The sequence below is a fragment of the Aeromonas sp. FDAARGOS 1414 genome, assembly GCF_019047065.1.
Lineage (GTDB): Bacteria > Pseudomonadota > Gammaproteobacteria > Enterobacterales > Aeromonadaceae > Aeromonas > Aeromonas veronii_A.
On record NZ_CP077210.1, the window covers coordinates 1,564,299 to 1,589,048 of the forward strand.

The 24,750-nt window shown below is 51.5% G+C and carries 22 protein-coding genes; 6 read left to right on the forward strand and 16 right to left on the reverse strand.

Annotated elements, in window-relative coordinates; all coding sequences use genetic code 11:
• The first annotated feature begins 123 nt into the window (after positions 1 to 123).
• Both I6L44_RS06955 and asd read left to right on the forward strand, forming a co-directional pair.
• Positions 124 to 1,389 carry a D-amino acid dehydrogenase gene (locus I6L44_RS06955; RefSeq protein WP_216953660.1) on the forward strand — a complete coding sequence of 422 codons (1,266 nt, stop codon included), beginning with the start codon at positions 124 to 126 and terminating at the stop codon, positions 1,387 to 1,389.
• A 361-nt stretch (positions 1,390 to 1,750) separates the two neighbouring features.
• Positions 1,751 to 2,863: an aspartate-semialdehyde dehydrogenase gene (asd, locus tag I6L44_RS06960; RefSeq protein ID WP_216953661.1), complete on the forward strand. Its 1,113-nt coding sequence runs from the start codon at positions 1,751 to 1,753 to the stop codon at positions 2,861 to 2,863.
• 100 nt (positions 2,864 to 2,963) lie between these two features.
• On the opposite strand, the gene fdhD is transcribed toward asd, so the two are convergent.
• From fdhD to I6L44_RS06985, 5 genes are all read right to left on the reverse strand, one after another.
• Complete coding sequence (gene fdhD / locus I6L44_RS06965; protein WP_254204269.1) at positions 2,964 to 3,833, reverse strand: formate dehydrogenase accessory sulfurtransferase FdhD; 870 nt, start codon at positions 3,831 to 3,833, stop codon at positions 2,964 to 2,966.
• Positions 3,830 to 5,962, reverse strand: a complete 2,133-nt coding sequence (locus tag I6L44_RS06970) for a sigma 54-interacting transcriptional regulator (RefSeq protein WP_216953662.1) — start codon at positions 5,960 to 5,962, stop codon at positions 3,830 to 3,832. The genes fdhD and I6L44_RS06970 overlap by 4 nt, the downstream gene beginning before the upstream one ends.
• A gap of 416 nt (positions 5,963 to 6,378) precedes the next feature.
• Positions 6,379 to 6,777 carry a hypothetical protein gene (locus tag I6L44_RS06975; RefSeq protein ID WP_216954379.1) on the reverse strand — a complete coding sequence of 133 codons (399 nt, stop codon included), beginning with the start codon at positions 6,775 to 6,777 and terminating at the stop codon, positions 6,379 to 6,381.
• A gap of 96 nt (positions 6,778 to 6,873) precedes the next feature.
• Positions 6,874 to 9,018 carry a formate dehydrogenase subunit alpha gene (gene fdhF, locus I6L44_RS06980; RefSeq protein WP_216953663.1) on the reverse strand — a complete coding sequence of 715 codons (2,145 nt, stop codon included), beginning with the start codon at positions 9,016 to 9,018 and terminating at the stop codon, positions 6,874 to 6,876.
• A 46-nt stretch (positions 9,019 to 9,064) separates the two neighbouring features.
• Positions 9,065 to 9,664: a 4Fe-4S dicluster domain-containing protein gene (locus tag I6L44_RS06985; protein ID WP_100653847.1), complete on the reverse strand. Its 600-nt coding sequence runs from the start codon at positions 9,662 to 9,664 to the stop codon at positions 9,065 to 9,067.
• Positions 9,665 to 10,379: 715 nt separating this feature from the next.
• Between I6L44_RS06985 and I6L44_RS06990 the strand changes: the two genes are divergently transcribed.
• From I6L44_RS06990 to kup, 4 genes are all read left to right on the forward strand, one after another.
• Complete coding sequence (locus I6L44_RS06990) at positions 10,380 to 11,186, forward strand: DUF3800 domain-containing protein (RefSeq protein ID WP_216953664.1); 807 nt, start codon at positions 10,380 to 10,382, stop codon at positions 11,184 to 11,186.
• A 39-nt stretch (positions 11,187 to 11,225) separates the two neighbouring features.
• Positions 11,226 to 11,756, forward strand: a complete 531-nt coding sequence (locus tag I6L44_RS06995; RefSeq protein WP_139731306.1) for a hypothetical protein — start codon at positions 11,226 to 11,228, stop codon at positions 11,754 to 11,756.
• Positions 11,757 to 11,881: 125 nt separating this feature from the next.
• Positions 11,882 to 12,304, forward strand: coding sequence for a GNAT family N-acetyltransferase (locus tag I6L44_RS07000; RefSeq protein WP_216953665.1), 423 nt, complete (start codon positions 11,882 to 11,884; stop codon positions 12,302 to 12,304).
• A gap of 508 nt (positions 12,305 to 12,812) precedes the next feature.
• Entirely contained in the window at positions 12,813 to 14,681 is a 1,869-nt protein-coding gene (kup, locus tag I6L44_RS07005; protein WP_216953666.1) for a low affinity potassium transporter Kup, read from the forward strand.
• Positions 14,682 to 14,904: 223 nt separating this feature from the next.
• Here the strand turns inward: kup and I6L44_RS07010 are convergent, their stop codons facing one another.
• From I6L44_RS07010 to I6L44_RS07060, 11 genes are all read right to left on the reverse strand, one after another.
• Positions 14,905 to 16,098 carry an alginate lyase family protein gene (locus I6L44_RS07010; protein ID WP_216953667.1) on the reverse strand — a complete coding sequence of 398 codons (1,194 nt, stop codon included), beginning with the start codon at positions 16,096 to 16,098 and terminating at the stop codon, positions 14,905 to 14,907.
• 111 nt (positions 16,099 to 16,209) lie between these two features.
• Positions 16,210 to 16,839, reverse strand: a complete 630-nt coding sequence (locus I6L44_RS07015) for a bifunctional 4-hydroxy-2-oxoglutarate aldolase/2-dehydro-3-deoxy-phosphogluconate aldolase (protein WP_216953668.1) — start codon at positions 16,837 to 16,839, stop codon at positions 16,210 to 16,212.
• 14 nt (positions 16,840 to 16,853) lie between these two features.
• Positions 16,854 to 17,819 carry a sugar kinase gene (locus I6L44_RS07020; RefSeq protein WP_216953669.1) on the reverse strand — a complete coding sequence of 322 codons (966 nt, stop codon included), beginning with the start codon at positions 17,817 to 17,819 and terminating at the stop codon, positions 16,854 to 16,856.
• Positions 17,809 to 18,336 carry a YgjV family protein gene (locus I6L44_RS07025; protein WP_216953670.1) on the reverse strand — a complete coding sequence of 176 codons (528 nt, stop codon included), beginning with the start codon at positions 18,334 to 18,336 and terminating at the stop codon, positions 17,809 to 17,811. Before I6L44_RS07025 ends, I6L44_RS07020 begins: the two co-directional genes overlap by 11 nt.
• 52 nt (positions 18,337 to 18,388) lie before the next feature.
• Positions 18,389 to 19,150: a 2-dehydro-3-deoxy-D-gluconate 5-dehydrogenase KduD gene (kduD, locus tag I6L44_RS07030; RefSeq protein ID WP_216953671.1), complete on the reverse strand. Its 762-nt coding sequence runs from the start codon at positions 19,148 to 19,150 to the stop codon at positions 18,389 to 18,391.
• A gap of 91 nt (positions 19,151 to 19,241) precedes the next feature.
• Complete coding sequence (kduI, locus tag I6L44_RS07035; RefSeq protein ID WP_216953672.1) at positions 19,242 to 20,078, reverse strand: 5-dehydro-4-deoxy-D-glucuronate isomerase; 837 nt, start codon at positions 20,076 to 20,078, stop codon at positions 19,242 to 19,244.
• 120 nt (positions 20,079 to 20,198) lie between these two features.
• Positions 20,199 to 21,593 (reverse strand): OprD family outer membrane porin, encoded by a 1,395-nt coding sequence (locus I6L44_RS07040; protein ID WP_216953673.1) that lies wholly within the window; start codon positions 21,591 to 21,593, stop codon positions 20,199 to 20,201.
• A gap of 24 nt (positions 21,594 to 21,617) precedes the next feature.
• Complete coding sequence (locus tag I6L44_RS07045; RefSeq protein WP_254204271.1) at positions 21,618 to 22,358, reverse strand: SIS domain-containing protein; 741 nt, start codon at positions 22,356 to 22,358, stop codon at positions 21,618 to 21,620.
• Between the two features lie 5 nt (positions 22,359 to 22,363).
• Positions 22,364 to 23,521, reverse strand: a complete 1,158-nt coding sequence (locus I6L44_RS07050; protein WP_216953674.1) for a glycoside hydrolase family 88 protein — start codon at positions 23,519 to 23,521, stop codon at positions 22,364 to 22,366.
• 11 nt (positions 23,522 to 23,532) lie between these two features.
• The gene (locus tag I6L44_RS07055; protein ID WP_216953675.1) at positions 23,533 to 24,249 is read right to left on the reverse strand and encodes a sugar isomerase domain-containing protein; all 717 of its coding nucleotides are present in this window, start codon (positions 24,247 to 24,249) and stop codon (positions 23,533 to 23,535) included.
• Positions 24,246 to 24,743: a PTS sugar transporter subunit IIB gene (locus tag I6L44_RS07060; protein ID WP_216953676.1), complete on the reverse strand. Its 498-nt coding sequence runs from the start codon at positions 24,741 to 24,743 to the stop codon at positions 24,246 to 24,248. The genes I6L44_RS07055 and I6L44_RS07060 overlap by 4 nt, the downstream gene beginning before the upstream one ends.
• Positions 24,744 to 24,750 lie beyond the last annotated feature (7 nt).

Here is a 24,750-nt window from a genome sequence, read left to right on the forward strand (position 1 = left end):
CCAAACACCAGCCTGTGGCTGGCAGGCAGACGGAGATCCCAATCCTGCGCAGAGCGGTTGAATATCCTGTGGCGGCTGATTATGGTGGTGGCCACATCAGGAGATCAGTCAAGGAAAGACGATATGGAGATAGTGGTTCTCGGTGGCGGCGTGATTGGAGTAACCAGCGCCTGGTATCTGGCCAAAGCGGGGCACAAGGTGACCCTGCTGGAGCGACAAGGGGGCGTTGCCCTTGAAACCAGCCATGCCAACGCCGGGCAGATATCCCCCGGCTATGCGGCCCCCTGGGCAGCCCCCGGCATTCCCCTCAAGGCCGCCAAGTGGATGCTGCAAAAGCATGCCCCCTTCACCGTGCGCCCCACTGCCGATCCCTTCCAGCTACGCTGGATGCTCAGAATGCTCGCCAACTGCACCCCGACCGCCTATGCCACCAACAAGGGGCGCATGGTGCGTCTGGCCGAATACAGCCGCGACTGCATGAAGCTGCTGCGTGACGAGCTGAACATCGATTACGAAGGGCGCCAGCTCGGCACCCTGCAGCTGTTTCGCAGCCAGTCCCAGCTCGATGCCAGTCAGCGCGATATCGAGGTGCTGGAGGAGTATGGCGTCCCCTACCAATCCCTCGATGCCAGCGGCTGCGAAGCGGCAGAGCCTGCGCTGGCGCGGGTGCGCGGAAAAATCGTCGGCGGCTTGCGTCTGCCCGGCGACGAGACCGGCGACTGCTTCCGCTTCACCAAGGCCCTTGCCCTTGAAGCCGAGAAGCTCGGGGTCAAGTTCGTCTTCAACTGCGATATCGACGAGATTGAGCAAGCCCGCGGCCGCGCCGTGGCGGTGCGGGCGGGCGAGCAGCGCTATCGCGCCGATGCCATCGTCTGTGCGCTCGGCAGTTATGCCACCGGTTTTTTGCGGCCGCAGCTGCGCCCGCTCGGACTGGAGCTGCCGGTCTATCCGGTCAAGGGCTACTCCCTCACCCTGCCGATGATCAATGCCGAGGCCGCGCCGCGCAGTACCGTGCTCGACGAGACCTACAAGGTGGCCATCACCCGCTTTGACGAGCGGATCCGGGTCGGCGGCATGGCGGAGCTGTCGGGCTACAACCTAGCCTTGAATCCGAGACGCCACGATACCCTGGCGATGGTGGTCGGCGATCTCTTCCCCGCAGGGGGCGATATCAGCAAGGCTGAATTCTGGACCGGCCTGCGTCCCATGACGCCGGACGGTACCCCGCTGGTGGGGCCGAGCCCCATTCCCGGCCTCTGGCTCAATACCGGCCACGGCACCCTGGGCTGGACCATGGCGGCCGGTTCGGGTCAGCTGCTGTGCGATCTTATCAGCGGCAGCGAGCCCGCCATCAGCGATGAGGGGCTCACTCTAGCCCGTTACGGCTAAGCGCCCAAGCTGTCGGGCTGTTTCACTCGCCGACTGCGCCCTCAGACCACAGCAGAGGACGTCCTCAACCGCTTTATTGACAGGCCACCGCCATAAACGGTGGCCTTTTCGTCTGATGTTGACCTTCTCCCTCCCCGTCTACCTGAGCGGTGCTCTGGCTGCCGGTTAATGCAGCAAACGGCACAGAATATTGCGCAATTCGACTTGCGCACGCCGTCACAATCCGTAATGTGGATAGACGCATTTTTCGCAGCGCATATTTTTTAAATGGCCTGTAAACCGCTTGTAAACAGGCGTCGCCAGACAAGGGGTTACAGGTGTCATCGCAAGTTTCTTTAGCAGCAATCCAGGGTAGGACAATATGAAAAAAGTAGGTTTGGTCGGTTGGCGTGGCATGGTGGGATCGGTTCTGATGAGCCGGATGCAGGAAGAGCAGGATTTCGCCCATATTCAACCCACATTCTTCACCACCTCCCAGGCCGGTGAGGCCGCTCCCAACTTCGGCGTCGATGCCGGTACTCTGCAGGACGCCTTCAATATCGAGGCGCTGGCAAAGCAGGATATCATCATCACCGCCCAAGGCGGCGACTACACCAAGGATATCTATCCGCGCCTGAAAGCCGCTGGCTGGCAGGGTTACTGGATTGACGCCGCCTCCTCCCTGCGGATGGAGAAAGACGCCGTCATCATTCTGGATCCGGTCAACGGCGACGTCATCGAGCAGGCCCTGAACGATGGCATCAAGACCTTCGTCGGCGGCAACTGCACCGTCAGCCTGATGCTGCTGGCCCTCGGAGGCCTGTTCAAGGCCGATCTGGTGGAGTGGGTGAGCGTGGCCACCTATCAGGCTGCCTCCGGTGGCGGGGCCCGCCATATGCGCGAGCTGGTTACCCAGATGGGGATGCTGCGCGATGAAGTGGCGGTCGAGCTGGCCGACCCCGCCTCCGCCATTCTCGATATCGAGCGCAAGATCACCGAGAAGACCCGCTCCGGCACCCTGCCGGTGGACAACTTCGGCGTGCCGCTGGCCGGTGGCCTTATCCCCTGGATTGACACCAAGCTCGACAACGGCCAGAGCCGTGAAGAGTGGAAGGGTCAGGCCGAAACCAACAAGATTTTGGGTATCGAGAACGCCGTCATTCCGGTAGATGGTCTCTGCGTGCGGATCGGCGCCCTGCGCTGCCACAGCCAGGCGTTCACCATCAAGCTGAAAAAAGATGTGCCGCTGGCAGAGATCGAAGCGCTGCTGGCTGCCCATAACGACTGGGTGAAAGTGATCCCCAACGATCGCGATATCACAGCCCGCGAGCTGACCCCGGCGGCCGTCACCGGCACCCTCAGCATTCCGGTGGGCCGTCTGCGCAAGCTCAATATGGGCCCTGAGTATCTGGCCGCCTTTACCGTGGGTGACCAGCTGCTGTGGGGCGCCGCCGAGCCGCTGCGCCGCATGCTGCGTATCCTGCTGGCGCGCTAATTCGCCACAGCAGCAGATACAACAAGGGCGGGGAGTCACACTCCCCGCCCTTTTTATTGGCTGTATTTATAAGCCCTTTAGCAGGCTCTCACTCTTGCTGTTACTTAAGCAGGATACGCTGGCAGCCGCTGTAGATCTCGGCCCGCCCGGGGCGACAAAAGCCCACCAGGGTGAGCCCGGTCTGCTCGGCCCGCTCGACCGCAAGCTCGGTGGCGGCCGAGATGGCGAGCAAGATCTCCACACCGGCGCTGGCGCACTTTTGCACCATTTCGAAGCTGGCGCGGCTGGTCACCAGAATGGCGCCATCACGGCGACCGCTGCGTTGCAAATGGCCCACCAGCTTGTCCAGCGCAATATGACGCCCCACATCCTCGCGGATGGCGAGAATGTTGCCCTCACCATCCAGATGCACCGCCGCATGGGTGGCGCCGGTGCGCTGGCCCAGCAGCTGGAGCGGGCGCAACGCGCTCAATACCTTGTCGATATGGCCCACCGCCAGACGCTGACTATCGGGCAAGCTTGGCTGGGTGCGGATCACCTGCTCCAGACTCTCGCTGCCGCAGATGCCGCAACCGGTGCGCCCCGCCAAGGTGCGCCGCTTCTCTTTGAGGCGATGAACGCAGCGATTGGCCAACGTGATATGCAGCTCAATCCCCTGACAGCCGTCAATCTGCTCGATGTCGTGGATATCGAGCAGGCTGTCGATGATCCCCTCGGATAGCGAGAAGCCGATGGCGAAATCCTCCAGATCGGAGGCCGAGCACATCATCACGCTGTGGGCGATACCGTTGTAGACCAGCGCCACCGGCGTCTCGGAGGGGAGCGCCATCTCGCTGTCGCAGGTCAAGGTATCGGCGCGGTAGTGCACCACCTCGCGGTGGATGGCGCAACGTGCCAGTTCGTTCTGTTCGCTCGGTTCTCTCTGCTCGTTCTGCTCGCCACGCGCCTCAAGCTCTATGGCCTCTCTCATGGTGCGACCCCGTCAATGATCTCGGGATCTCTGGCCGAAATGCCGAGCCGCTTCATTTTCGAAAGCAAGGTGGTGCGCTTCATGCCGAGGCGGTTGGCCGCCCCCCGCTCACCAGCCACGATGCCGTTGCAGTCACGCAAGGCGGCGATGATCGCCTCGCGCTCATCAATCGGCTCCTCCTCGGCAAAGAGCGGCGTGGCGGGCTCGTCATAGACCAGGGTCTCAATCTTGTGGTAGCCCTTGAGGGGCATCAGCTCATCGGGCGAGAGGTTGAGCACATGGCCACGGGTCATCACCACGGCGCGCTCGATAATGTTCTCCAGCTCGCGGATATTGCCGTACCAGGGGAGCGACACCAGCATCTTCATGGCATCGGCAGGGATCGAGGTGATGGTGCGGCGCATCCGCTTGGCAATCTTTCTGACGAAGAAGTTGACCAGCAGCGGGATATCCTCGCGGCGCTCGCGCAGCGGCGGCAACTCGATGGGAAAGACGTTGAGGCGGTAGTAGAGATCGCTTCTGAAACGCTTGTTCTTGACCATGGAGAGCAGATCGCAGTTGGTGGCGGCCACCAGCCGCACATCCACTGCGATGGGGTTGCTGTTGCCCACCCGCTCCAGCTCGTGCTCCTGCAATACCCGCAACAGTTTGGGCTGCAAGTCCAGCGGCATATCCCCCACTTCGTCGAGGAACAGGGTGCCCTTGTGGGCCCGCTCGAAGCGGCCGATGCGCTGGGTCAGGGCGCCGGTAAAGGCCCCCTTCTCGTGGCCAAAGAGATCGCTCTCGATAAGGCCGGTCGGGATGGCGGCGCAGTTCACCTTCACCATCTCGTGGTCGTGGCGGGCACTCAGGGCGTGAATGGCCTGGGCGATCAGCTCCTTGCCGGTGCCAGTCTCGCCGAGGATCAGCACGGTACTGTCGCTCTCGGCCACCAGCCGCACCTTCTCCAGCACGCTCTCCATCACAGCGCTCTGGTAGATGATGTGGGGGAACTCCCCCTGCATCTGCGGCTCGTTGATGCGAATGGTCTTCTCGCGGGCCCCCGTGGTGTTGGAGATCTCCTGCTGGGCCTGCACGTTGTTCATGGCAATGGCCGTGCGCGCCGCCACCTGTTCCAGCAAGGAGATATCGATATCGGCAAAGAAGTCGGCGTTGGGGTGCGAGAGGATCAACACCCCCAGCAGGTTGCCCCGATAACGCAGCGGCAAAATGCAGGAGCTGTCGGCATCGGGGGGCAGGATCTGGGAGGTAAACCGGCAGCGATTGCTGCAGCCGTGGCCGTGTTCGCGATAGACAAAAAACGGCTCGCTATGGCAAAGGGCCCCCTGCAGGCACTTCTTTTCAAAACAGGAGTGATCGATGATGCCCGGCTGATCGCTCTGGTGCTGATTGACCAGATAGCTCTTGAAGCTGTCGGAGGTCGCGTTGTATTCGGCCAGACACAAGCTGCTGATGCCGAAGTGGTGATGCAGGATGGCAAACAGGCTCTTGGGCAGCTCGGCGATGCGCACCAGTTTGATTACCGCGTTGGTCACATCCACCAGAATTTTGCAGCTGTCGCGCTCAAGACGCAGGGAGTTGGCCTGCTCCAGGGTGCGCTCCTTGTCGAGCACGTTCTCCAGCGCAATGGCGATAATGGCCGCCAGCTGGGTCAGCTTGGCCAGGGTCTCCATGGTGAAGCTGTCGAGCTGGGTGTTGATAAACTCGACCCCGCCAAGGTGGCTGCGGGCGGTGGTGATGGGGAGCTGGCAGTAGGAGCGCAGCCCCCCGTAGACCCCTTCGCGATCCAGCGCCGGGCAGCGATTCTCAAAGCGGGCGGCAGCGAGAATGATGGCCTGTTCCGGGGTCTCTTTGGCAGGACGGGGGGAGAGGTGCAGCTCTGCCTTGGGGCAGACCAGATGCTTTGGGCCGGAATGTCCCATGAAGTAGAAGATGGCCTCCTCGTCCGCACCCATGTTGAGGATCAGATTGACCCGGGTCACGCCGCCGAAGCTGGCATCTATCTTGTTGAGTTTGTGGATAAAATCATCGAGCGTCACGGCCGACAGGAGGGATTTGGAGAGCAGGAGGAAACCGTCGTCCCAGATGGGAGAGATCTCGTCCAGGGGGATGGCACTCACATTTAGCATTGCGGCCTCACGTTATATCGATTTAGTCACCAGTCAGGCTGTCCATGCCATCGCATCACGACAAGCACCCGTCACCAAAATAAATAGCCGCAACCCGTAAAAGCGGCTGCCAATAAGAAAAGCGGTGACGAAAATTGTCGCATGTTGCAATTCCAGAGTTGTTATTAACGAACGACAACAAAAAGTAACATCGTTATCGGGGGATATATTGGAATGGCGACTCATCATAGATGAGCTCAAATTTCATTACAATCCGATTTAATATATCTGATGGCCATATTTAACCGGTTATTTCATCAGTTCTTGATCTCAATTAAGGCGCCCGAAAAGTGAGCCGCCGTCAACTGTCAGATCTGCCTCTCCTCTTCGCTGGCTGCGAGTTTCGAGATGGCGTTTGCTGCCCATCCATCGGCAGTTTATGAGGTGATGATCCGGCTGTGGCAGCACTTCAGGCCACCGAAGATAAATAGGGCCGACAGGCTCTGGAAGGCCATCAGCAGCCAGCTGGCGTTGTCGGCAAGCTCGGCGGCGACGCTCTGGTGCGTGAGGTAGATCAGCAGGGTGATCACCCCCAGCAGCAGGCCGTTGATCAAGGTGGTGGAGATAAACCCGATCAGCCAGGCACTGGAAATACTCAAGGCGGAAAATACGCTGCTCATGGCGAGCCGCGCTGCCATAAAACAGCCGAAAAAACCGAAGCCCAGCAGAAATATCATCTCGTCGTGCCAAATATAGCAACCTATTCCCAGCAATATCGCCGCCAGATAGGTGCCAATATAGAAAAGTCCGAATAAGCGACCAATTTCATGTTGCATCATTTACACCCCTTTCTTTGGGTAATAAAAGGGTGCCCGACTCGATAAATCCGAGTCGGGTTCCCTTATTTGTGCAGAACCTCTTTTTTAGGGCGATCAGCCTTTGGCTGCGCTGCGCAATTTCGCCTTGAGCGCGCTGTATTCAGTCTGGACGTACACTTCCGCCTCAGGCTGATTGTCGATGCGCTCGATCTTCACCGCGCAGTACTTGTACTCCGGCGTGTGGGAGACGGGATCGACGTGCTCGATGGTGAGCTCGTTGCAGGCCCCGATCCACCACTGGTAGGTCATGTAGACCACCCCGGCGTTGACCCGGTCGTTGTAGTTGGCCCGGGTGATCACCTTGCCACGGCGCGACGAGATCCAGACCAGCGCCTGATCCTTCACCCCAAGCTTTTTGGCATCGCTCGGGTGGATCTGCACATAGCCCGGCTCATCGGCCAGGGTTTGCAGCGCCGAGCAGTTGCCGGTCATGGAGCGGCAGGAGTAGTGACCCACCTCGCGCACGGTGGAGAGCACCAGCGGGTACTCGGCACAGGGCTGCTCCAGCGGCGGCCGCCACTCGGAAGCGATCAGCTGGCCCTTGCCGCTCGGGGTGGTGAACACGTTCCCCTCGAACAGGGTGCTGGTGCCCGGGTGATCCTCGGTCGGGCAAGGCCACTGCACGCTCTTGAGATCGGCCATCTTGTCGTAGCTGACCCCGGCATAGAGCGGGCAGAGCGCACGCATCTCGTCCCAGATCTCTTCGGTGTTGTGGTACTCCATGGGATAACCCATGGCTGTCGCCATCAAGGAGAAGATGGCCCAGTCCGGCTTCACGTTCTCGGGGGGCGTCACCGCCTTGTAGAAGCGCTGGAAGCCGCGATCTGCCGAGCTGTAGACCCCTTCGTGCTCGCCCCAACTGGTGGCGGGCAGAATGACGTCGGCCATCTCGGCGGTCTGGGTCATGAAGATATCCTGCACGATCACCAGCTCCATCCCCGCCAGAGTGCGGCGGAACTGACCGAGATCTGCCTCGGTCTGCGCCGGATCTTCACCGAAGATGTAGAAGGCCTTGCACTTGCCCTCCTCCACCTTGTGGCCAAGCTCGGTCAGGCGATAGCCGGGGTTTTGGGAGAGTGACTCCACGCCCCACGCCTTGGCGAACTTGGCGCTGATCTCGGGATCGGCCACCGACTGATAGCCCGGGAACTGGTGGGGCAGCATCCCCATGTCACAGGTGCCCTGCACGTTGTTCTGACCACGTACCGGCCCGCAACCGGTGCCGCGGCGACCGAAGTTGCCGGTCAGCAGCGCCAGACCCGCCAGCCCCTTGACCACGTCCACTGCCTGACCGTACTGGGTCACCCCCATGCCCCACAGGATCATGGAAGCAGGTGACTCGGCATAGGTGCGAATGGCGGCGCGGATATCGGCGGCTTTGAGGCCAGTGATCCCCTCCACATATTCCGGGGTGTACTTGGCCACCGTCGCCTTGAAGGTCTCGAACCCTTCGGTGTAGTTGGCGACAAATGCCTTGTTGTAGAGCCCTTCGTTAATCAACACGTTGGCGAAGGCGTTAACCAGCGCCATGTTGGAACCGTTTTTGAGCGGCAGCCACTGATCGGCGATGCGGGCGGTCTCCACCATGCGGGGATCACACACAATCACCTTGGCCCCGTTTGCCTTCGCCTTGAGGATATGGCGGGCCACGATGGGGTGAGAGTCAGCAGCGTTGTAACCAAACACCAGCAGGCACTTGGTCTCTTGAATTTCGGGAATGGCGTTGCTCATGGCGCCGTTGCCTACAGTTGTCTCCAGACCGGAGACTGAGGGGGCGTGTCACACCCTCGCGCAGTGGTCGACGTTGTTCGTCCCAATCACCGCACGGGCAAATTTCTGCATCACATAGTTGGCTTCATTGCCGGGGCCACGGGCAGAGCCGGTGGTCATGATAGCGTCCGGACCATATTTCGCCTTGATGGCAGAGAGACGGCTGCTGGCGAACTCGATGGCTTCGTCCCAGGAGACTGCTTCGAACTTGCCACCGCGCTCGCGGCGGATCATCGGGCTCTTGAGACGGGGGGTCAGCAGGTTGGTGTCGTTCAAAAAATCCCAACCGTAATAGCCCTTGAGGCAGAGCTGCCCCTCGTTGGTCCGGCCGTTGGCGCCTTCGGCCCCCACCACCTTGTCGTTTTCAACCAGCAGGTTGATTTTGCAACCGGTGCCGCAATAGGGGCACACGGTAATGACTTTTTTCATGACTCACACTCTTGTTTGTTAACGAAAAACGGCTCGGCAAGCCCGCTCACACCCGCGCCGGCATCGCCAGCAGTGCCTCGGCACTGGCCAGCTGCTTCTGCCGGTTCAGGTTTTCAAGATGCTCCGGCGTGACCAGCCGCAGCGCCTGGGTCGGGCACACCTCGACACAGGCCGGGCCCGCCTCGCGGTGACGGCAGAGATCGCACTTGAGCGCCTGCGCCTTGGTCTGCGGACGCTTGAAGAGCGAATCGGCAGTCGGGGGCACCTCTTTGAGCACCACCGCCATGGCGCCGTAAGGACAGGCCACCACGCAGGACTTGCAGCCGATGCAGCGCTCCTGCAACACCTTGACGCAGCCATCCTCGCTGACGATGGCATTGTTCGGGCAGGCCATGGCGCACGGCTTGTCTTCACACTGGCGGCAGAGCACCGGCGTGGTCACCTTGCTGCCCACGATCACCTTCAGGCGCGGCTGAAAGTAGCTGTCCCTGGAGACCAGATGTCCATCCTCGATGGCAAGATGCAGGCCGCCCTCCCGCTCAAGGGTCCCGCTGCAAGACCCTGACTGGTGTGAAACGGCGCAGGCCACCTCACAGGTACGACACCCAATACAGAGACTGGGATCTGCAATCACGAAGCTGTTCATAGAGAGGGATCCTAAATGGTTCGTTACACCGGGCCGCCCGCCGACAGGCAAAGAGGCGGCCAGCCCCCCCACAAAGCATTTATCAGACCAAAACGGGCCAAAGGTGCGATAAAAAATCACAAGCAACTGAAAATAAAGGAGTAATTAGAAAGAGATGCGTGCTAAATGCCACTACTAACGAGAGTGACGACGGGGTGGGAAGTGTGATCGACACGACAAAAGTGACGAGCTCGACACCAGCTGACTAACCCCTGCCCCAGCCGTATAACGGAGCCGTTCAGAGGAGTTTGCAGCAAGGTTCGGCCATCCCAAACCGGGCAAGCGGAGGAAGGAACACCGGGGAGAAAAACCATAGCAAGGGCCAAAAATGGGCTGCTCAGCACGCCAAAGCCGCTTGCGGCGGTGGCCAAGTTGCTTGGTTTTGCTATCGAGCTGGCAAGTCATCATCAAGTCAAACCGAACAAAAATGGGCCGCTTATTGACTGATTTGTTGAGCCAGAGCCGGTTTTAGGCCCCTGCCCCTTCAGTTTTCTCTCCCTCCGGTTAATATGTGCCAGTTGGCAACCAGCTCCGTTGGGGTCGTTTCTATGCAGATAAGCTGCAAGATTGTGCAGGTGAACAACAGCAAACTAAAGGCCAGTTGGACATTATATGATACATGGCCCCCATATATTTCATTTAACCCTATTTAGAGGGGTAATATACCGAGGTCAACATGGACGCTCCAGGTAAATTGATTTGGAATATTGCGTGTGATGAATCTGGTGTTGACGGAGCCAGATACTATGGCTTTGGCAGTATTTGGATGAAATGGCAGCGACGTGGTGATTTCGCCAAGCTAGTAACAGATTTAAGAGAAAAGTATAACTATCATGATGAGATAAAATGGCAGAAAGCTCATAGCAAACAATTTAGAAATTTTTATTTAGATCTCATCGACCTCTTTTTTAAAAGAGAATGGCTTGCTTTCCACTGCATAATAATAAAGAAATCTGATGTAAAGAAAGAATATCATAATGGTGATTATGATCTAGCTCGCCGAAAGCATTTTAACCTTCTGCTCAGTTCCAAAATAAAAGCAGTACTAAAGGCACATCCAAGTAGAGAATGTCAATTTCGTATAGTTGTAGATCCTATTGCATCTAGATACAAAAAAGCTGATGAGGCGTCACATGTCATTGTGAATAATCAAGTAAATCTAAGCACAAATTTAAGTGCCGTTATAGACAGTTATGTAACTAAAGACTCTAAAACGTCTGCTCAAATACAGCTCTGCGATTTATTATTAGGAGCGGTAATGGCAGCTTGGCAAAAAAAAGCCTCGTCTGAAGGCAAAATTTTAATTCAAAAAACAATTTCAGGTTACCTTGGTTGGAATGATCTAGAAGCGGATACAAATCCATCTGAGCGAAAATTTAACATCTGGTATTTTTATGATAAAAACTTAGGCCCACGTGAGGTAAAAACCAGAGTCGTAAAATTAAAACATCCCTTACCAGTCCGTGGCAGCCAAAATATATAAACATAGATCACATCAAGAAATGTCAGACGTGGAGTTTTTATGGCAACTACTTATTTAGAGATTTTGGATACAACAATAAAGATTGGGCTCGGAGCACTGATTAGTGGAATTACTACTTGGCGTATAACTAAGCTTCAACATAGAAACGATGATGAGAAACAAAAGAAAATTAGAAGGATTGAAAACTTGGAACTTGTTGCAGAGCAAGTAGAAGTATTTTCACATCATGCAATGATTTATTGGACAAGAATTGTCGACTTTACTCGTCGTCAAGAAAATAACATTCCACATAATGAAGAGCAACTTAAAGAATTACGTGATGCACGAGCAAATGTTTATGGGTCATATAAAAACCTGAACAGTGCAGAATCAAAACTTCTACTCCTTGGGCTCACAGAAAGTCAACAAACATTACGTTCATTTGGACAGGCTGTATCAATTTTTTATGCCGAAATATACATCGGCAATCATGGGAAGTCGTTGGAGGAGGTTAAGAAATGGCGTGAAGATCTTTTAGAGAACCGTAGAATATTTTTCAAGTATTTAAGTCTTGCTTATACTCTTTCATAAATAAACGCATGGTATCGTAGGGTGTAATAAGCGCAGCACATTGCACCTCTTGCTTCTTTCAATATTTGGTGCAATTCACTTCGTTCATTGCACCCTACTATTACATTTAAATGGAATAAGATTTGATGAATATTCAAATCCATAATGAACATAAAGATGACATCTTCAATCTACTTGTTGATAACCTTAGACAATTTAACTTTGATAAAATGGGTGAGGAACGCTCCCAACCTTTAATTGTTGCTATTCATGATGATAATGACGAAGTTGTCGGTGGCATTGCCGGACGAACTATTTATCATCAACTGTTGATCGAAGTACTTTGGGTACACAATGACAAGAGAGGACAGGGTCTCGGCATTAAATTAATGGAGATTGCTGAACGTGAGGCACAAAAACGGGGATGTATTGCTGCTCAAGTCGACACTCTCTCATTTCAGGCACCCAAATTTTATGAAAAAATGGGATTTAAAATAGTCGGTAAAGTGAGCGGCGTAAAAAATAGTCCTGACCGCTACTTTTTATTGAAGCACTATCATGGAGAGTAATAATTACCGTAGCACCTCTTGCCTCTTTTAATACTTGGTGCAATTCACTTCGTTCATTGCACCCTACATTTTCTCCTTCCAAATAAAGACTCCATTGCTACCCAGCGCCCTCCCCTTTGCCATCCTGCCAGCAATTAATTAGTCACTATTTTATCGTCTATTTTTCACTCGTCTCGGTAAAAAATAGTGGCCAAACCGCTTCCCCAGATAAAACAAACGGTTGCCCGCAGAGCGGGTGAATACTTCAATCAACGGCCAATTAATAACCTTACTCAAAAGGACGTTTTGATTATTTATACCTGAGCATGAACCCGCAGAGTGTGTGTCATTATAAGCTTAACGACAGATGAACAGACTGTGTCCCATGAAACGCATCTTTATATCCGATTAGCTCCCTTCCCATCGCAATCCTTTGATTTCCCCCCGATGTTGTATCCACACATACCTGATGTGTTCGGGGCGATCTGCTGTGGCAAACGTGTAAACATCAAACTGACAAGATGAACTCATGAACTGTGATAAACAACAAGCCATGTCCGGCGTCATGCTGGCGGCGATTGGCGTAGTCTATGGCGATATCGGCACCAGCCCGCTCTATACCTTGCGCGAGTGCCTGTCAGGTCAATTCGGGTTCGGCGTCGAGCCGGCCTCCATTCTCGGCTTTCTCTCGCTGATCTTCTGGCTGCTGATCCTGGTGGTGTCGGTCAAGTACCTCTCCTTTGTGATGCGGGCCGACAACGCCGGCGAGGGTGGCATTCTCACCCTGATGTCGCTGGCGACCCGCAACGCCTCCACCCGCTGGACGCCGCTGCTGATCATCCTCGGCCTGATTGGTGGCAGCTTCTTCTATGGCGAGGTGGTGATCACCCCGGCGATGTCAGTGATGTCGGCCATCGAGGGTCTGAGCATTCTCACCCCCGCCCTCGACCCCTATATCGTCACCCTCTCGGTGCTGGTGCTGACCCTGCTCTTTGCCATCCAGAAACATGGCACCGCCATGGTGGGCAAGCTGTTTGCCCCCATCATGCTGATCTGGTTTATGACGCTGGCGGTGCTGGGGCTGCGCGGCATCATCCACAACCCCGAGGTGCTGGGTGCGCTCAACCCAATCTGGGCGGTGCGCTTCTTTGTCCAGTACCAGACCACCTCCTTCTTTGCCCTCGGCGCCGTGGTGCTGGCCATCACCGGGGTGGAGGCGCTCTACGCGGATATGGGCCACTTTGGCAAAAATCCAATTCGCCTCGCCTGGTTTATCGTGGTGTTGCCCTCGCTGGTGCTTAACTACTTCGGTCAGGGGGCACTGCTACTAGATAACCCGGCTGCCATTGCCAACCCCTTCTTCCTGCTCGCGCCGAAATGGGCGCTGGTGCCGCTGCTGCTGCTGGCAACCATGGCGACGGTGATCGCCTCGCAGGCGGTGATCTCCGGGGTCTTTTCGCTGACCCGGCAGGCGGTGCGCCTCGGTTATCTCTCCCCCATTCGCATCGTTCATACCTCAGAGCAGGAGTCCGGCCAGATCTATATTCCGGTCATCAACTGGATGCTCTATATCTCGGTGGTGATCGTCATCATGAGCTTCGAGCACTCCAGCAATCTGGCGGCGGCCTACGGCATCGCTGTTACCGGCACCATGGTGCTTACCTCCATCCTCTCCTGCTCGGTGGCCAAGAACAGCTGGCACTGGAACAAGTATCTGGTGGCCATCCTGTTTGCCGCGCTGCTCTGTATCGACGTGCCGCTGTTTGCCGCCAACCTCGCCAAGATCTTCTCCGGCGGCTGGCTGCCGCTCACCCTGGGGGCGGTGATGTTCACCGTGATGACCAGCTGGAAGAGCGAGCGTTTCCAGCTTATTCGCCGCCTGAACGAGCACGGCAACTCCCTTGAGCCGATGATCGCCTCGCTGGAGAAATCCCCGCCGACCCGGGTAGCCGGCACTGCCGTCTATATGTCGCGAGTGGTCAATGTGATCCCCCATGCGCTCTTGCACAACCTCAAGCACAACAAGGTGCTGCACGAGCGGATCATCCTGCTCACCCTGCGGGTGGAGGATGTGCCCTACGTCCACAATGTGCGCCGGGTCTGCATCGAGCAGCTCTCCCCCACCTTCTGGCGGGTGGTGGCCAGCTATGGCTGGCGCGAGACCCCGAACGTGGAGGAGATCTTCCACCGCTGCAACGCCGAGGGGCTCAGTTGCCGGATGATGGAGACCTCGTTCTTTATGGCCCACGAGTCGCTCATCATGAAAGACCGTCCATGGTATCTCTATCTGCGCGGCAAGCTCTTTATGCTGCTGCAGCGCAACGCCCTGCGCGCCCCGGATCAGTTCGAGATCCCGCCCAACCGGGTTATCGAGCTGGGATCCCAGGTGGATATTTAAGCGATGCAAGCCACACCAATGGCTTATGTCAATCAGCTAAAATTCCCTATGCTTTTCATGCCAGGTTTTAAATATCGTAGTGAAGTCGATGAAAGAGACCGTAATGGTCATAGAACAAGCCCGAACTGATACCTGAGTAGCATGATCGTAATAAAATACGGCCTGTATTTACAGGCCGCACCCTCTCCCTGTTACACATATATTAACAAGAATAACGTTTATGTTATTTAGTATGAGTTAGTTCTTCCCACAAATAATGAAAAAAACCTTGTGGCCGTTGACTACCATTTTCAAGCAGCCATTTTTCAGTATTGGGGAGATAGACACCATTTATTTTAGATAAGTGGTTATACGCAATGTGCATAGTTCCTTTCAATCCACCTAAAACAGGAACATTCATGCCACATTCGTTTAGCAAATCACGGTTCCCGGCCATATCTAATGCAGCATTAAATTCCATAACCGAGATAAACCGCTCTTTTTCTTGACTATATAGATCAACACCTTGCACATAGGCAGTTTGTGCCGTATTAACAAACCCAGCTATTCCATAAGCCAGATGCTCCAAATCTCTACACGTTTCTTGTGCATGACCTTGTTTTAATGGTGTTGTCTTATTAGTGATACTCCAATATGAGTTGAATTTATCTAGTTCATCATGGGAATAACAGCCTGCTATTGGTTTTGGCAAACCACCATCAGAATATAAGTAAACATATGTTGGAAAATACTTATGGAATCGCTCTAAAGATTCATCGAACAGTTTTTGATCATCAAGGAAAACTGCAGAATTTAATTTTGCTTCCGTGATGACGGCCTGCCAATTCCCAAAATGACAATCTGTTTTTTGTCCATTTATATCGTCAATATAACGACTTCTGAGCATATGCTCAAATTTCTTTATTTTATCTGAATTCCATTTTGAACTGCCGTCGATAATATATGTATGTTTGATTATCTCAGCAGCCCTGGCCCATACTGCGGCAGCCCATGATGCCTGAAGTGCTTGGTTTTGCCCAGTGTGATGCCCTGTAAACTGTTCAGACCAAGCATTCATTATATTTATCGAGTTTTCGGCATACACACTATCCCCGCTATATAACCAGGCAAGAGCTTGGGTATATGCAGCACGAGCATCCTCTCTCTCTATTTTGCAGCGTTGGGCAATTCCCTCGCCATCAGGACCACCACACGCCATGCTGTCCCATTGGGCAGTGGGCAAATAGCTTCGATTAGCTAATGGGGAGGCAAGCATACTTTTATATGATGAGAACCATGGCTCAACCTCATTGGAAACTTTTTGTCTAACAAATTCTATGTCTGTTTTATTAAGTAATACGCCGGGATGTTCAAAAGCGAATACATTATGTGCAGCACAGAATAATGAAAAAACAAAAACAAGCTTTTTTACTTTCATAACGTCTCCAATGTCTTTATCGCGACAAATCCTTCATCAATTACAGTAAATGGGCCACAAATTCATCCTCGTCACCATGTGACCCACCATTGCTTAGTCAGCCCTATAAAATCACTGGGACAGAAATGCCACCGCTTCACGAGTGAGTCGGCCAATCTCTTCCCACTGTTTCTCTGCGATCAGTTTCTTGTCGACCATCCAGGATCCACCACACGCAATGACCCGCGGGATCGCCAGGTATTCATTGATATTGTGAGTCGAGATCCCGCCAGTGGGCATCAGCGTGATCTGGGTATAAGGTGCCAGCAGCGCCTTGATCATCGCGCTACCACCCGATGCTTCGGCCGGGAAGAACTTCAGGGTCGTCAGCCCCATCTCCAGCGCCGCTTCAATGGTGCTGGGGTTATTGACCCCAGGGATGATGGGGATGTCGAGCTCCTGACAGGCCTTGACCGTATTGGGGTTAAAACCGGGGGAGACGATAAAGGTAGCGCCCGCCTCTTTGGCTGCGCTCACCTGCTCGCGGTTGAGCACGGTGCCTGCGCCAATCAGCATCTCTGGATATGCCTTGCGCAGCAAACGGATAGCTTCGACAGCCGCGGCGGAGCGGAAGGTGATCTCGGCAACCGGCAGCCCGTTATTGGCCAAGGCTGCCCCCAGTGGAATGATATCTTCAGCCTGCTCGATGGCGATCACCGGGATCACTTTCAGCGCCTGCAGTTGTTCAGTAATGGATGACATTCAGTTGACCTCGTTTAGTGTGATGCTGGTTTGATGAAGCTGTCGGTGACACTGCGGGTGGCACTTTCCGCAATAATTGCCCCCTTGTGCTGGATGACGATCCCCGCCAGTCGGTGGCCCATGCGGGCACACTCGTCGATCGCCCGTCCTTGCAGGTAGCCAGCCAGAAAACCGGCATTGAAGGAGTCACCGGCCGAGGTGGTATCCACCACCTTGCTGACCGCTTGGGTAGGGATAGTGATGGCAGGTTCCCCGGTTTGCAGGGCCTGGTAACAGCAGCCAGCCGCCCCCTGTTTGACCACCGCCTGCTGCACCCCGGCCGCCTTGAGGCGCTGCAGGGTCCGGGTCACATCCTCGTCCCCCCACAGGGCCTGCTCATCGTCGTCGGTGACCAGGGCCAGCGCGGTGATGGCCAGCAGTTGCTGGTAACAGGCCCGGGCGTCGGCCGGACTCTGCCACAGGGCGGGGCGATAGTTGCTGTCAAAGATGATCGCCACGTCCGCCCGGTGCAGTTCAGCCAGCCACAGCAGCAGCGCCTGCCGATCTGCCGCGGGCAGGATCGCCAGCGAAATACCGCTGAGATAGAGCGCATCCACGTCGCTGACGGCCTGCTTGAGCTGTGGCAACTGCGGATGCTGCATCAGGTAACGGGCAGCCGAATCGTTGCGCCAGTAGAGGAAGGTGCGCTCGCCGTGCTCATCAAGCTGGATTAGATAGAGGCCGGGATGACGCTGTTGATCGATGAGCACCGTACTGGTGTCGATCCCGGCCTGTTGCCAACGCGCAATGATTTGCTGGCTGAGCGGGTCTTGGCCCATGGCGGTCAGGTAGCTCACCTGAATATCGGTGGGTTGGGAGGCTCGCGCGAGATAGATGGCGGTATTGAGGGTATCGCCCCCAAATGCCTGCTGCATGTCGCCAAAAGGTGTGCCATTGAGTTCAATCATGCACTCCCCGAGCAGGGCAATCTTACTCAACATAATCGATTTTCTCCTTGTTTATCCGGATCCCATAAACCGTTAAAATCGTGTAACTGTTGATGAGGAAAAAACCCCCTTCCAATAAAATCCCCCCCCATGATCCCGCCCAAATATTGTGGATCAACCAAACGACAGTGCTGGCCAGCATACATAACCGAAGGGGCCCACCATCCAGCCGAAACAAAGCGTAAGTGCTGAGCGTTGTTCCCAACACCGTCAGAAACTGCATGGGATGTTCCAGATATGGAATTACAAGACCACATGATGCAATCATGAATATCAACATGACTGCTTGGGTACGGTAATAACCTGACACCCACGTTCTCACCGCACATAACAGACAACTAATTGCAGCAGCTACCGCGCCCAGCATTAAAAAATGTATCGATAAAAGCGCACCATTGAGGCAAAGCAGTGATCGCAGTTTCATATCTTGCCGTTGTATAAATGCCAACGCACCAATCATACAAGCCAGCAATCCGATCAATTGCGCTAAAATCTCAACATAATTAGTCATACAGTATTCCAGAAAAACGCCTATCAAGTGGTAATGCAGCAATGCTTGATCATTAACGAGCCAGCCAGCCACCATCCACGGCCAGGGTATAGCCATTAATATAATCTGAAGCTGATGATGCTAAAAATACCACTGGCCCCATCATGTCATCCGGAATGCCCCATCGACCAGCAGGAATACGCTGCAGGATGGCAGCATTACGATCATCATCAGCACGCAGTGCAGCGGTGTTATTGGTTGCCATATAACCGGGAGCAATAGCATTCACATTGATCCCATGACTGGCCCATTCATTGGCCAGCAAACGGGTCAGTCCCATTACTCCACTTTTTGAAGCCGTATAAGAGGGAACGCGGATCCCGCCTTGATATGAAAGCATGGATGCGATATTGATGATTTTGCCACCATTTCCCTGTGCCATAAACTGCTTGGCAACCGCTTGCGACATAAAGAAGAGGCTCTTGATATTGATGTCCATCACCTCATCCCAGTCTTTTTCACTGAAATTGATCGCATCATCACGGCGAATAATACCGGCATTGTTAACCAATACATCAATGTGACCAAAATGCGATACGGCCTGCTCAATCAACAGTGGCAGCTCGCTAACTTTACTGACATCAGCCTTGAGACTCAAAAAGTTTTGGCCAATCGCTTCAACTTTGATCATGGTGTCCGTTGGTTCAACAATATTGATACCAACAATATCACAACCAGCTTGTGCCAGGCCCAATGCCATTCCTTGTCCAAGGCCAGTATCACAACCGGTTACGACGGCGACTTTACCTTTCAGATCGAATGCGTTAAGAATCATGCTATTTCCTATGGCACGAGATTACGTGCACCAGATTTAAAGTAAGATGCCGGTCGAAGCGAATCGACCGGCAATATGGATATATGATATATTAGCGCAGTTCCTTGATAGCAACATGGTCCATGTCACCAAATACCTGGTTTTCACCGACCATACCCCAGATAAAAGTATACGCCTGTGTACCTACACCAGAATGGATAGACCAACTGGGAGAAATGACTGCTTGCTCATTTTGCACAACAATATGGCGAGTTTCAGCTGGCTTACCCATCATATGGAATACGGCAGCATCGTCCTGCATATTGAAATAGAAATAGACTTCCATGCGGCGCTCATGAGTATGACACGGCATTGTGTTCCACAAACTACCATACTCAAGTTGGGTCATCCCCATCAGCAGCTGGCAGGTTGGCAATACATCAGGAACCAGATACTTGTAAATAGTACGGCGGTTGCTGGTAGCAGCATCACCCAAGGTTGTCGGAGCAGCTTCATCCTGAGTGATCTTTCGAGTCGGGAAAGCAGTATGTGCTGGGGCGCTATTGTAATAGAATTTTGCAGGTTTATCGCTGCTAACACTGGCAAAACTCAGTTCACGCGCACCCTTGCCAACATATAATGCCTCGGCACTACCAATTTCGTAGGTAGCACCATCAACCATGACAATCCCCGGGCCACCGATATTAATAAGCCCCAGCTCACGACGCTCCAAAAAATAGGTCACACCAAATGCCTTGCCAAGATCATTGGCAATACCCAACTCTGATGTAACAGGCATTATTCCGCCAAAAACGATGCGATCAATATGGCTATAGGTCATACTGACTCTATCAGCCGAAAAAATATTCTCAACTAGAAATTCGTTGCGCAAGCCTTCGGTATCAAGTTGCTTTGCATGTTCGCTATGAATACTTTCACGAATATCCATGATTTATCTCTTGTATCAGGTAGATAGTAAAGAGTGATGATATAGCCGATGGGCTATTAGTCATGTAGGTGTACATTCATCATGTAGCGCCATCAGTGATCAACTCTCATATAGAATGCATTAGTTCAACAGACTCAAAGAGTGAGTAAAAATAACTCTGATATCATTTCTATCTTGCTTGGCATTGGTGTCTTTAGACCTGAACAGTGCCGGCAGTACCGTCATATTGATGTCCTTCACTGCACCCGCATTAAATTTATAGGTAATCAAAAAATCCAATGACTGCATGGTGCCATCATAAGTTCTCTGCTCATTTATTTTCGATACATCAGATACAACATGCCATGCATAGTTTGCGGACGTACCAAGTGTTAAATTCGGGAGGCCAAAATCGAGCATGTTATATTTGATGCCAACCTTAACAGCTTTCGCGCCTGCCACATTATAATCTTCTAATGATGACAATGTTTGCTGGAAATCTCGTTTGTCAGAGTTAGCCCATGGTGTCAATCTAAAATTGTAATCCTTAGTTGACTCTGATTTATTTTGGCTATAACCAGTGAAATATGTCACGTTATCTTTGGCAAGTGAGAGGCCAGCACCGACATAGTACTCCAGTGATGGGTCTTTAACGTTGGATTTTTCCTCAAGATATTTACCCCCCTGATAATAGCCTGTGGAAGTCAGAACCGCACCATTATCAAACTTATGATTATCTGTCACCAACAGATGCCAGTTCTTCCGGTAACCTTCACCTTCACCATATGCCAGGTCATACAAAGTGTCACCGATATTATACGAGATGCCCGCCGAATGAATATAGTCAATAATCTGTCCTGGTTTAACACCACTCACATTTGATGCTTCATTCTGATGCCAGGTATTCGTCATATCATGGAATGAATCGGTCCAATCATTTCTAAATTGGTCTGCCCACGCATATGTCAACTTCCAGTTATACAATGCTAGTGAGCTATCAATACCACGATAGGCGTGAGGGTTTAGGCCCCAACTATTTTTGATAGTACCTGAATTTATTGTGGTATACCCACCTGAAATTTTAAACAAAACATTGTCATCACCATACTTTGCCTTTAACGCAGCAATGGGGATGGCAGCATAACTGCTCTCACAAGGATTTAATGTGCCATCACCTTTACAATCGTAATCATAAAGCAGGATTTCAGACTGGCCTACCGACGATCCCAACTTGATATTGCTGGCAGCCATGAAGTCCAAACCAACAATGTCTTTATAATAGCCACTATTAAAGTCAAGAGCGATATTGGCAGTCTGGTTCTTAATACCGCCCTGGGAGCCATCAGCTGAATATGAGCCAGTATTAGCATCCTTAACATCACGATGTCTAAAATACAAAGCACTATTGAGACTTAGCCTTGAGTCATTAATAAATGCCTTTTGAAAATCATCGCTAACAGCACTGGCGTTAGCATTTCCATATACGGACATCAGCCCCAACATAATCAAGGTCGGAGTAAAAACATTTCCTTTCATAGCTTGTCACCTTTAGAGGATATTTTAATTATTAGCGGTTAATTCTGGAACTTTGTCTTTATACAGTTTTACAAGCGATTCATTATGCTCAGACGAACCGGAAATATTTCCACTTTTAAATACTGGAGGATTTATACCAGCATCAGCAATCTCTTTTATTAATTCAGAAAACAATGACTGAATGATATATATACCGTTAATCGATGATATTGGTGTGAACGATGTACAATCACCGTGATTCAAAATCGCATCACCAATTGGCACATTATTATCAATCGTGATGCAAGCAACATCCCTTACGTTTTTCCCAGAAGAATGTCGAGATGATTGCGTATCGCAATACTGATAGCTAGTAATTCCTATCGTCAATGCACCACACGATTTTGCCCAGTTAATCGCCTCCACTGGAGCAGGATTAATACCAGAAGTAGATATAACAATCAGCGCATCTTTATCAGTAATATTATATGCAGATAATTGCTCTGTGATATACCCTTCTTGCTTTTCCAAGTATGACGATCTTGCGGCACCTTCATGCAACATCAAGGGCTCAATAAAAATTGGCCGTACACAGGCTATCCCGCCAGCCCGATAAAAAACATCCTCAGCAAAAATGTGTGAATGGCCACAACCCAAGATATAAATGATGCCATTATCACAAACTTTATCTGACAGTTTTTTAGCAATATCAGCAATAATCGGACGCTGCGATTCATGAATGGTTGACAAGCTCTTCATTACGCAATTAAAAAATGTATCTTGCATTTTTATTACCAATAAGTTCGCCATTGATTTGAATGAACTCGATACAGGGCTTCCATATAATAATAGTCCCCCCATACGTTACATTCATCTATGCCTTTGCCTAGAGCAAAGGCATAGACACCATGTTTCAATAACCCGTCACAATCCTCATTACCTCTCGATGTCATGTGGTCACTGAGGCTTTTCAGTAATTTTCGAGATATGTACTGGTAATCTGTATGCTCAAATAGCGCGCTCGCTTCAAGTAGTCCACAGATGGCAATTGACAATGCTGAACTGTCTCTGGGTTGATTATCTTCAGCCTGAAAACAGAGATCCCAATATGGAATGCCATCTTCAGGCAAATGTGAGAAAAAGTACTCACATACTGCCGTATATTTTTCAATATCAGTCAGTTCTGGATGATATTTATAAGTTAATGGTAACCCTAGTAGAGCCCATGCCTGACCACGGGCCCAGCATGATGAGTCATTATACCCTTGAAATGTTTCCCCTTTCAGCGGCAACTTACTGACTCGGTCAAAAAAATAGGTATGATAACTTGAATTATCTTCTCTGAAGATATTTTCAGTTACTCGCTTGAAGTGATTCACTGCTACGCTAGCGTAATTAGAATCACCTGACATTTCGTGAGCCCGATATAACAATGGCAAGTTAATCAATGAATCGATGATGAGTCGATATTCTTGATCATTATCCATGTCTCCCCACGCTTGAATGAATTTAGCATCAGAGTGATATCTGGCAAGCAACTTGTCGGCTGCCAATACAATGGCGGAGTCGAACTCTTCAGTTTTAAAGACCTGCTTAGCTGCAAGCAATGACAAGCTGTAAAGAAAGCCGATATCATGGTGTTCCAATACGACATGATTAGTCAATCTGGACACAAAGCTATCGATTATTTCTTGTAGCTTGTTTTTAAAAAACACATCGCCAGTAAACTCATACGCGATGAGCAACATGCCGGTCCAAAATCCATTGGTCCAATCGTTGTTATCTTTTAGCAAATACCTGTTATTAACAGCACAAGCTGATGGAAACTTGTCACCCATCTTTATTGCAAGGGTTTTAATTTTATGACAAGCCCATCTCAACTCATCTTTGACTTCCACATCAGTAATTGGAGTCAAGGTATCAAACTGAGCACTATTTAGCTTTTTCATTTTGAAAGTCTCTAGATAGTAAACACTCGACTTCTGTATTCACTCAATAGTTTTAAATTATACTCATTACCACCCGGTTGATTAATAGAACGTAAAATTGGAACAGGAATACCAGCGGCACAAACCAATTCCGTGGCTCGAATTGATATACAGTTTGCTATATAGGCAACAGCAATCGATGAAGTAGGCCCAATTTTTAATTCAGACTCAGGGATCTCAATTGAGCAATCACCTTTAAAACAGCAGTTGTCAATAACTACATCCGCAAGATCAGCAAGCTTTAGACCACTTGAGTGTTTTGCAATGGACTTATCAGCATCTTTCCTGTTAACAATGGCAATTATCTTGATGCCTGCGCATTTTAGTTTTTGTGCCAATTCAACCTGCAATGCTTTGTTGCCAGAGTTAGAAATTATGACAAAGGCATCGTTTTGTTGAAGATCAAGGAGAGATGCAAAAACATCTCCAACCCCTTCAACATTCTCAAACCAGCCACTATGGCCATAAAAGTTATCCAATGCTCTAGTATTTACAAATCCCCCCGCTCGACCAGCAAACTCTACCGCCCCAGCAAATGAGTGGCCGCTACCGATAGCATAAACAATACCTTTATTCTTGACCGTGTTTTTGAAAATTTCAGCAGCACATTCAATTTGCTCAGTTTGGGTCTTACTAATCTTTTCAATGATGCTAAAAATATTATTCTTAAACTCAACGAGATGGCTCATGATGCAATCCAGAAATTACTAGTAAATGATGTAATAAGTTCTTCACCATCATCAGGAACCATTCTTGCAGTGATCTTGATGCCTCGATTAATCAACTCAATTATGTCGAGTTTTTCAATATTGGTGACACTGATGGAACGCTTCACTTGTGTGGTCTCGGGACGATTGGACATGTTTCCGATATTGAACTCTTTAATTTCAAGACCAGCATCCACTAGCTTTTTTATTACGCCTGGATGCTTAACCAATACCAACACTTGCTGACCAAAATATTTACCTGAAGAAATATTATCTATGGCCGTCTGTGTAGAAATGATTGATGTATTAACCCCAGAAGGTGCGGCCATTCTTAATATATTCTTTTCAACATCATTGCTTGCTACATGATCATCGATCACCATGATTCTGTTGGCAGAATAATAGCTGACCCAGCGTGTAGCGACTTGACCATGAATCAATCTATCATCAATGCGGATATGTGCGATGCCTTTCATATTATTA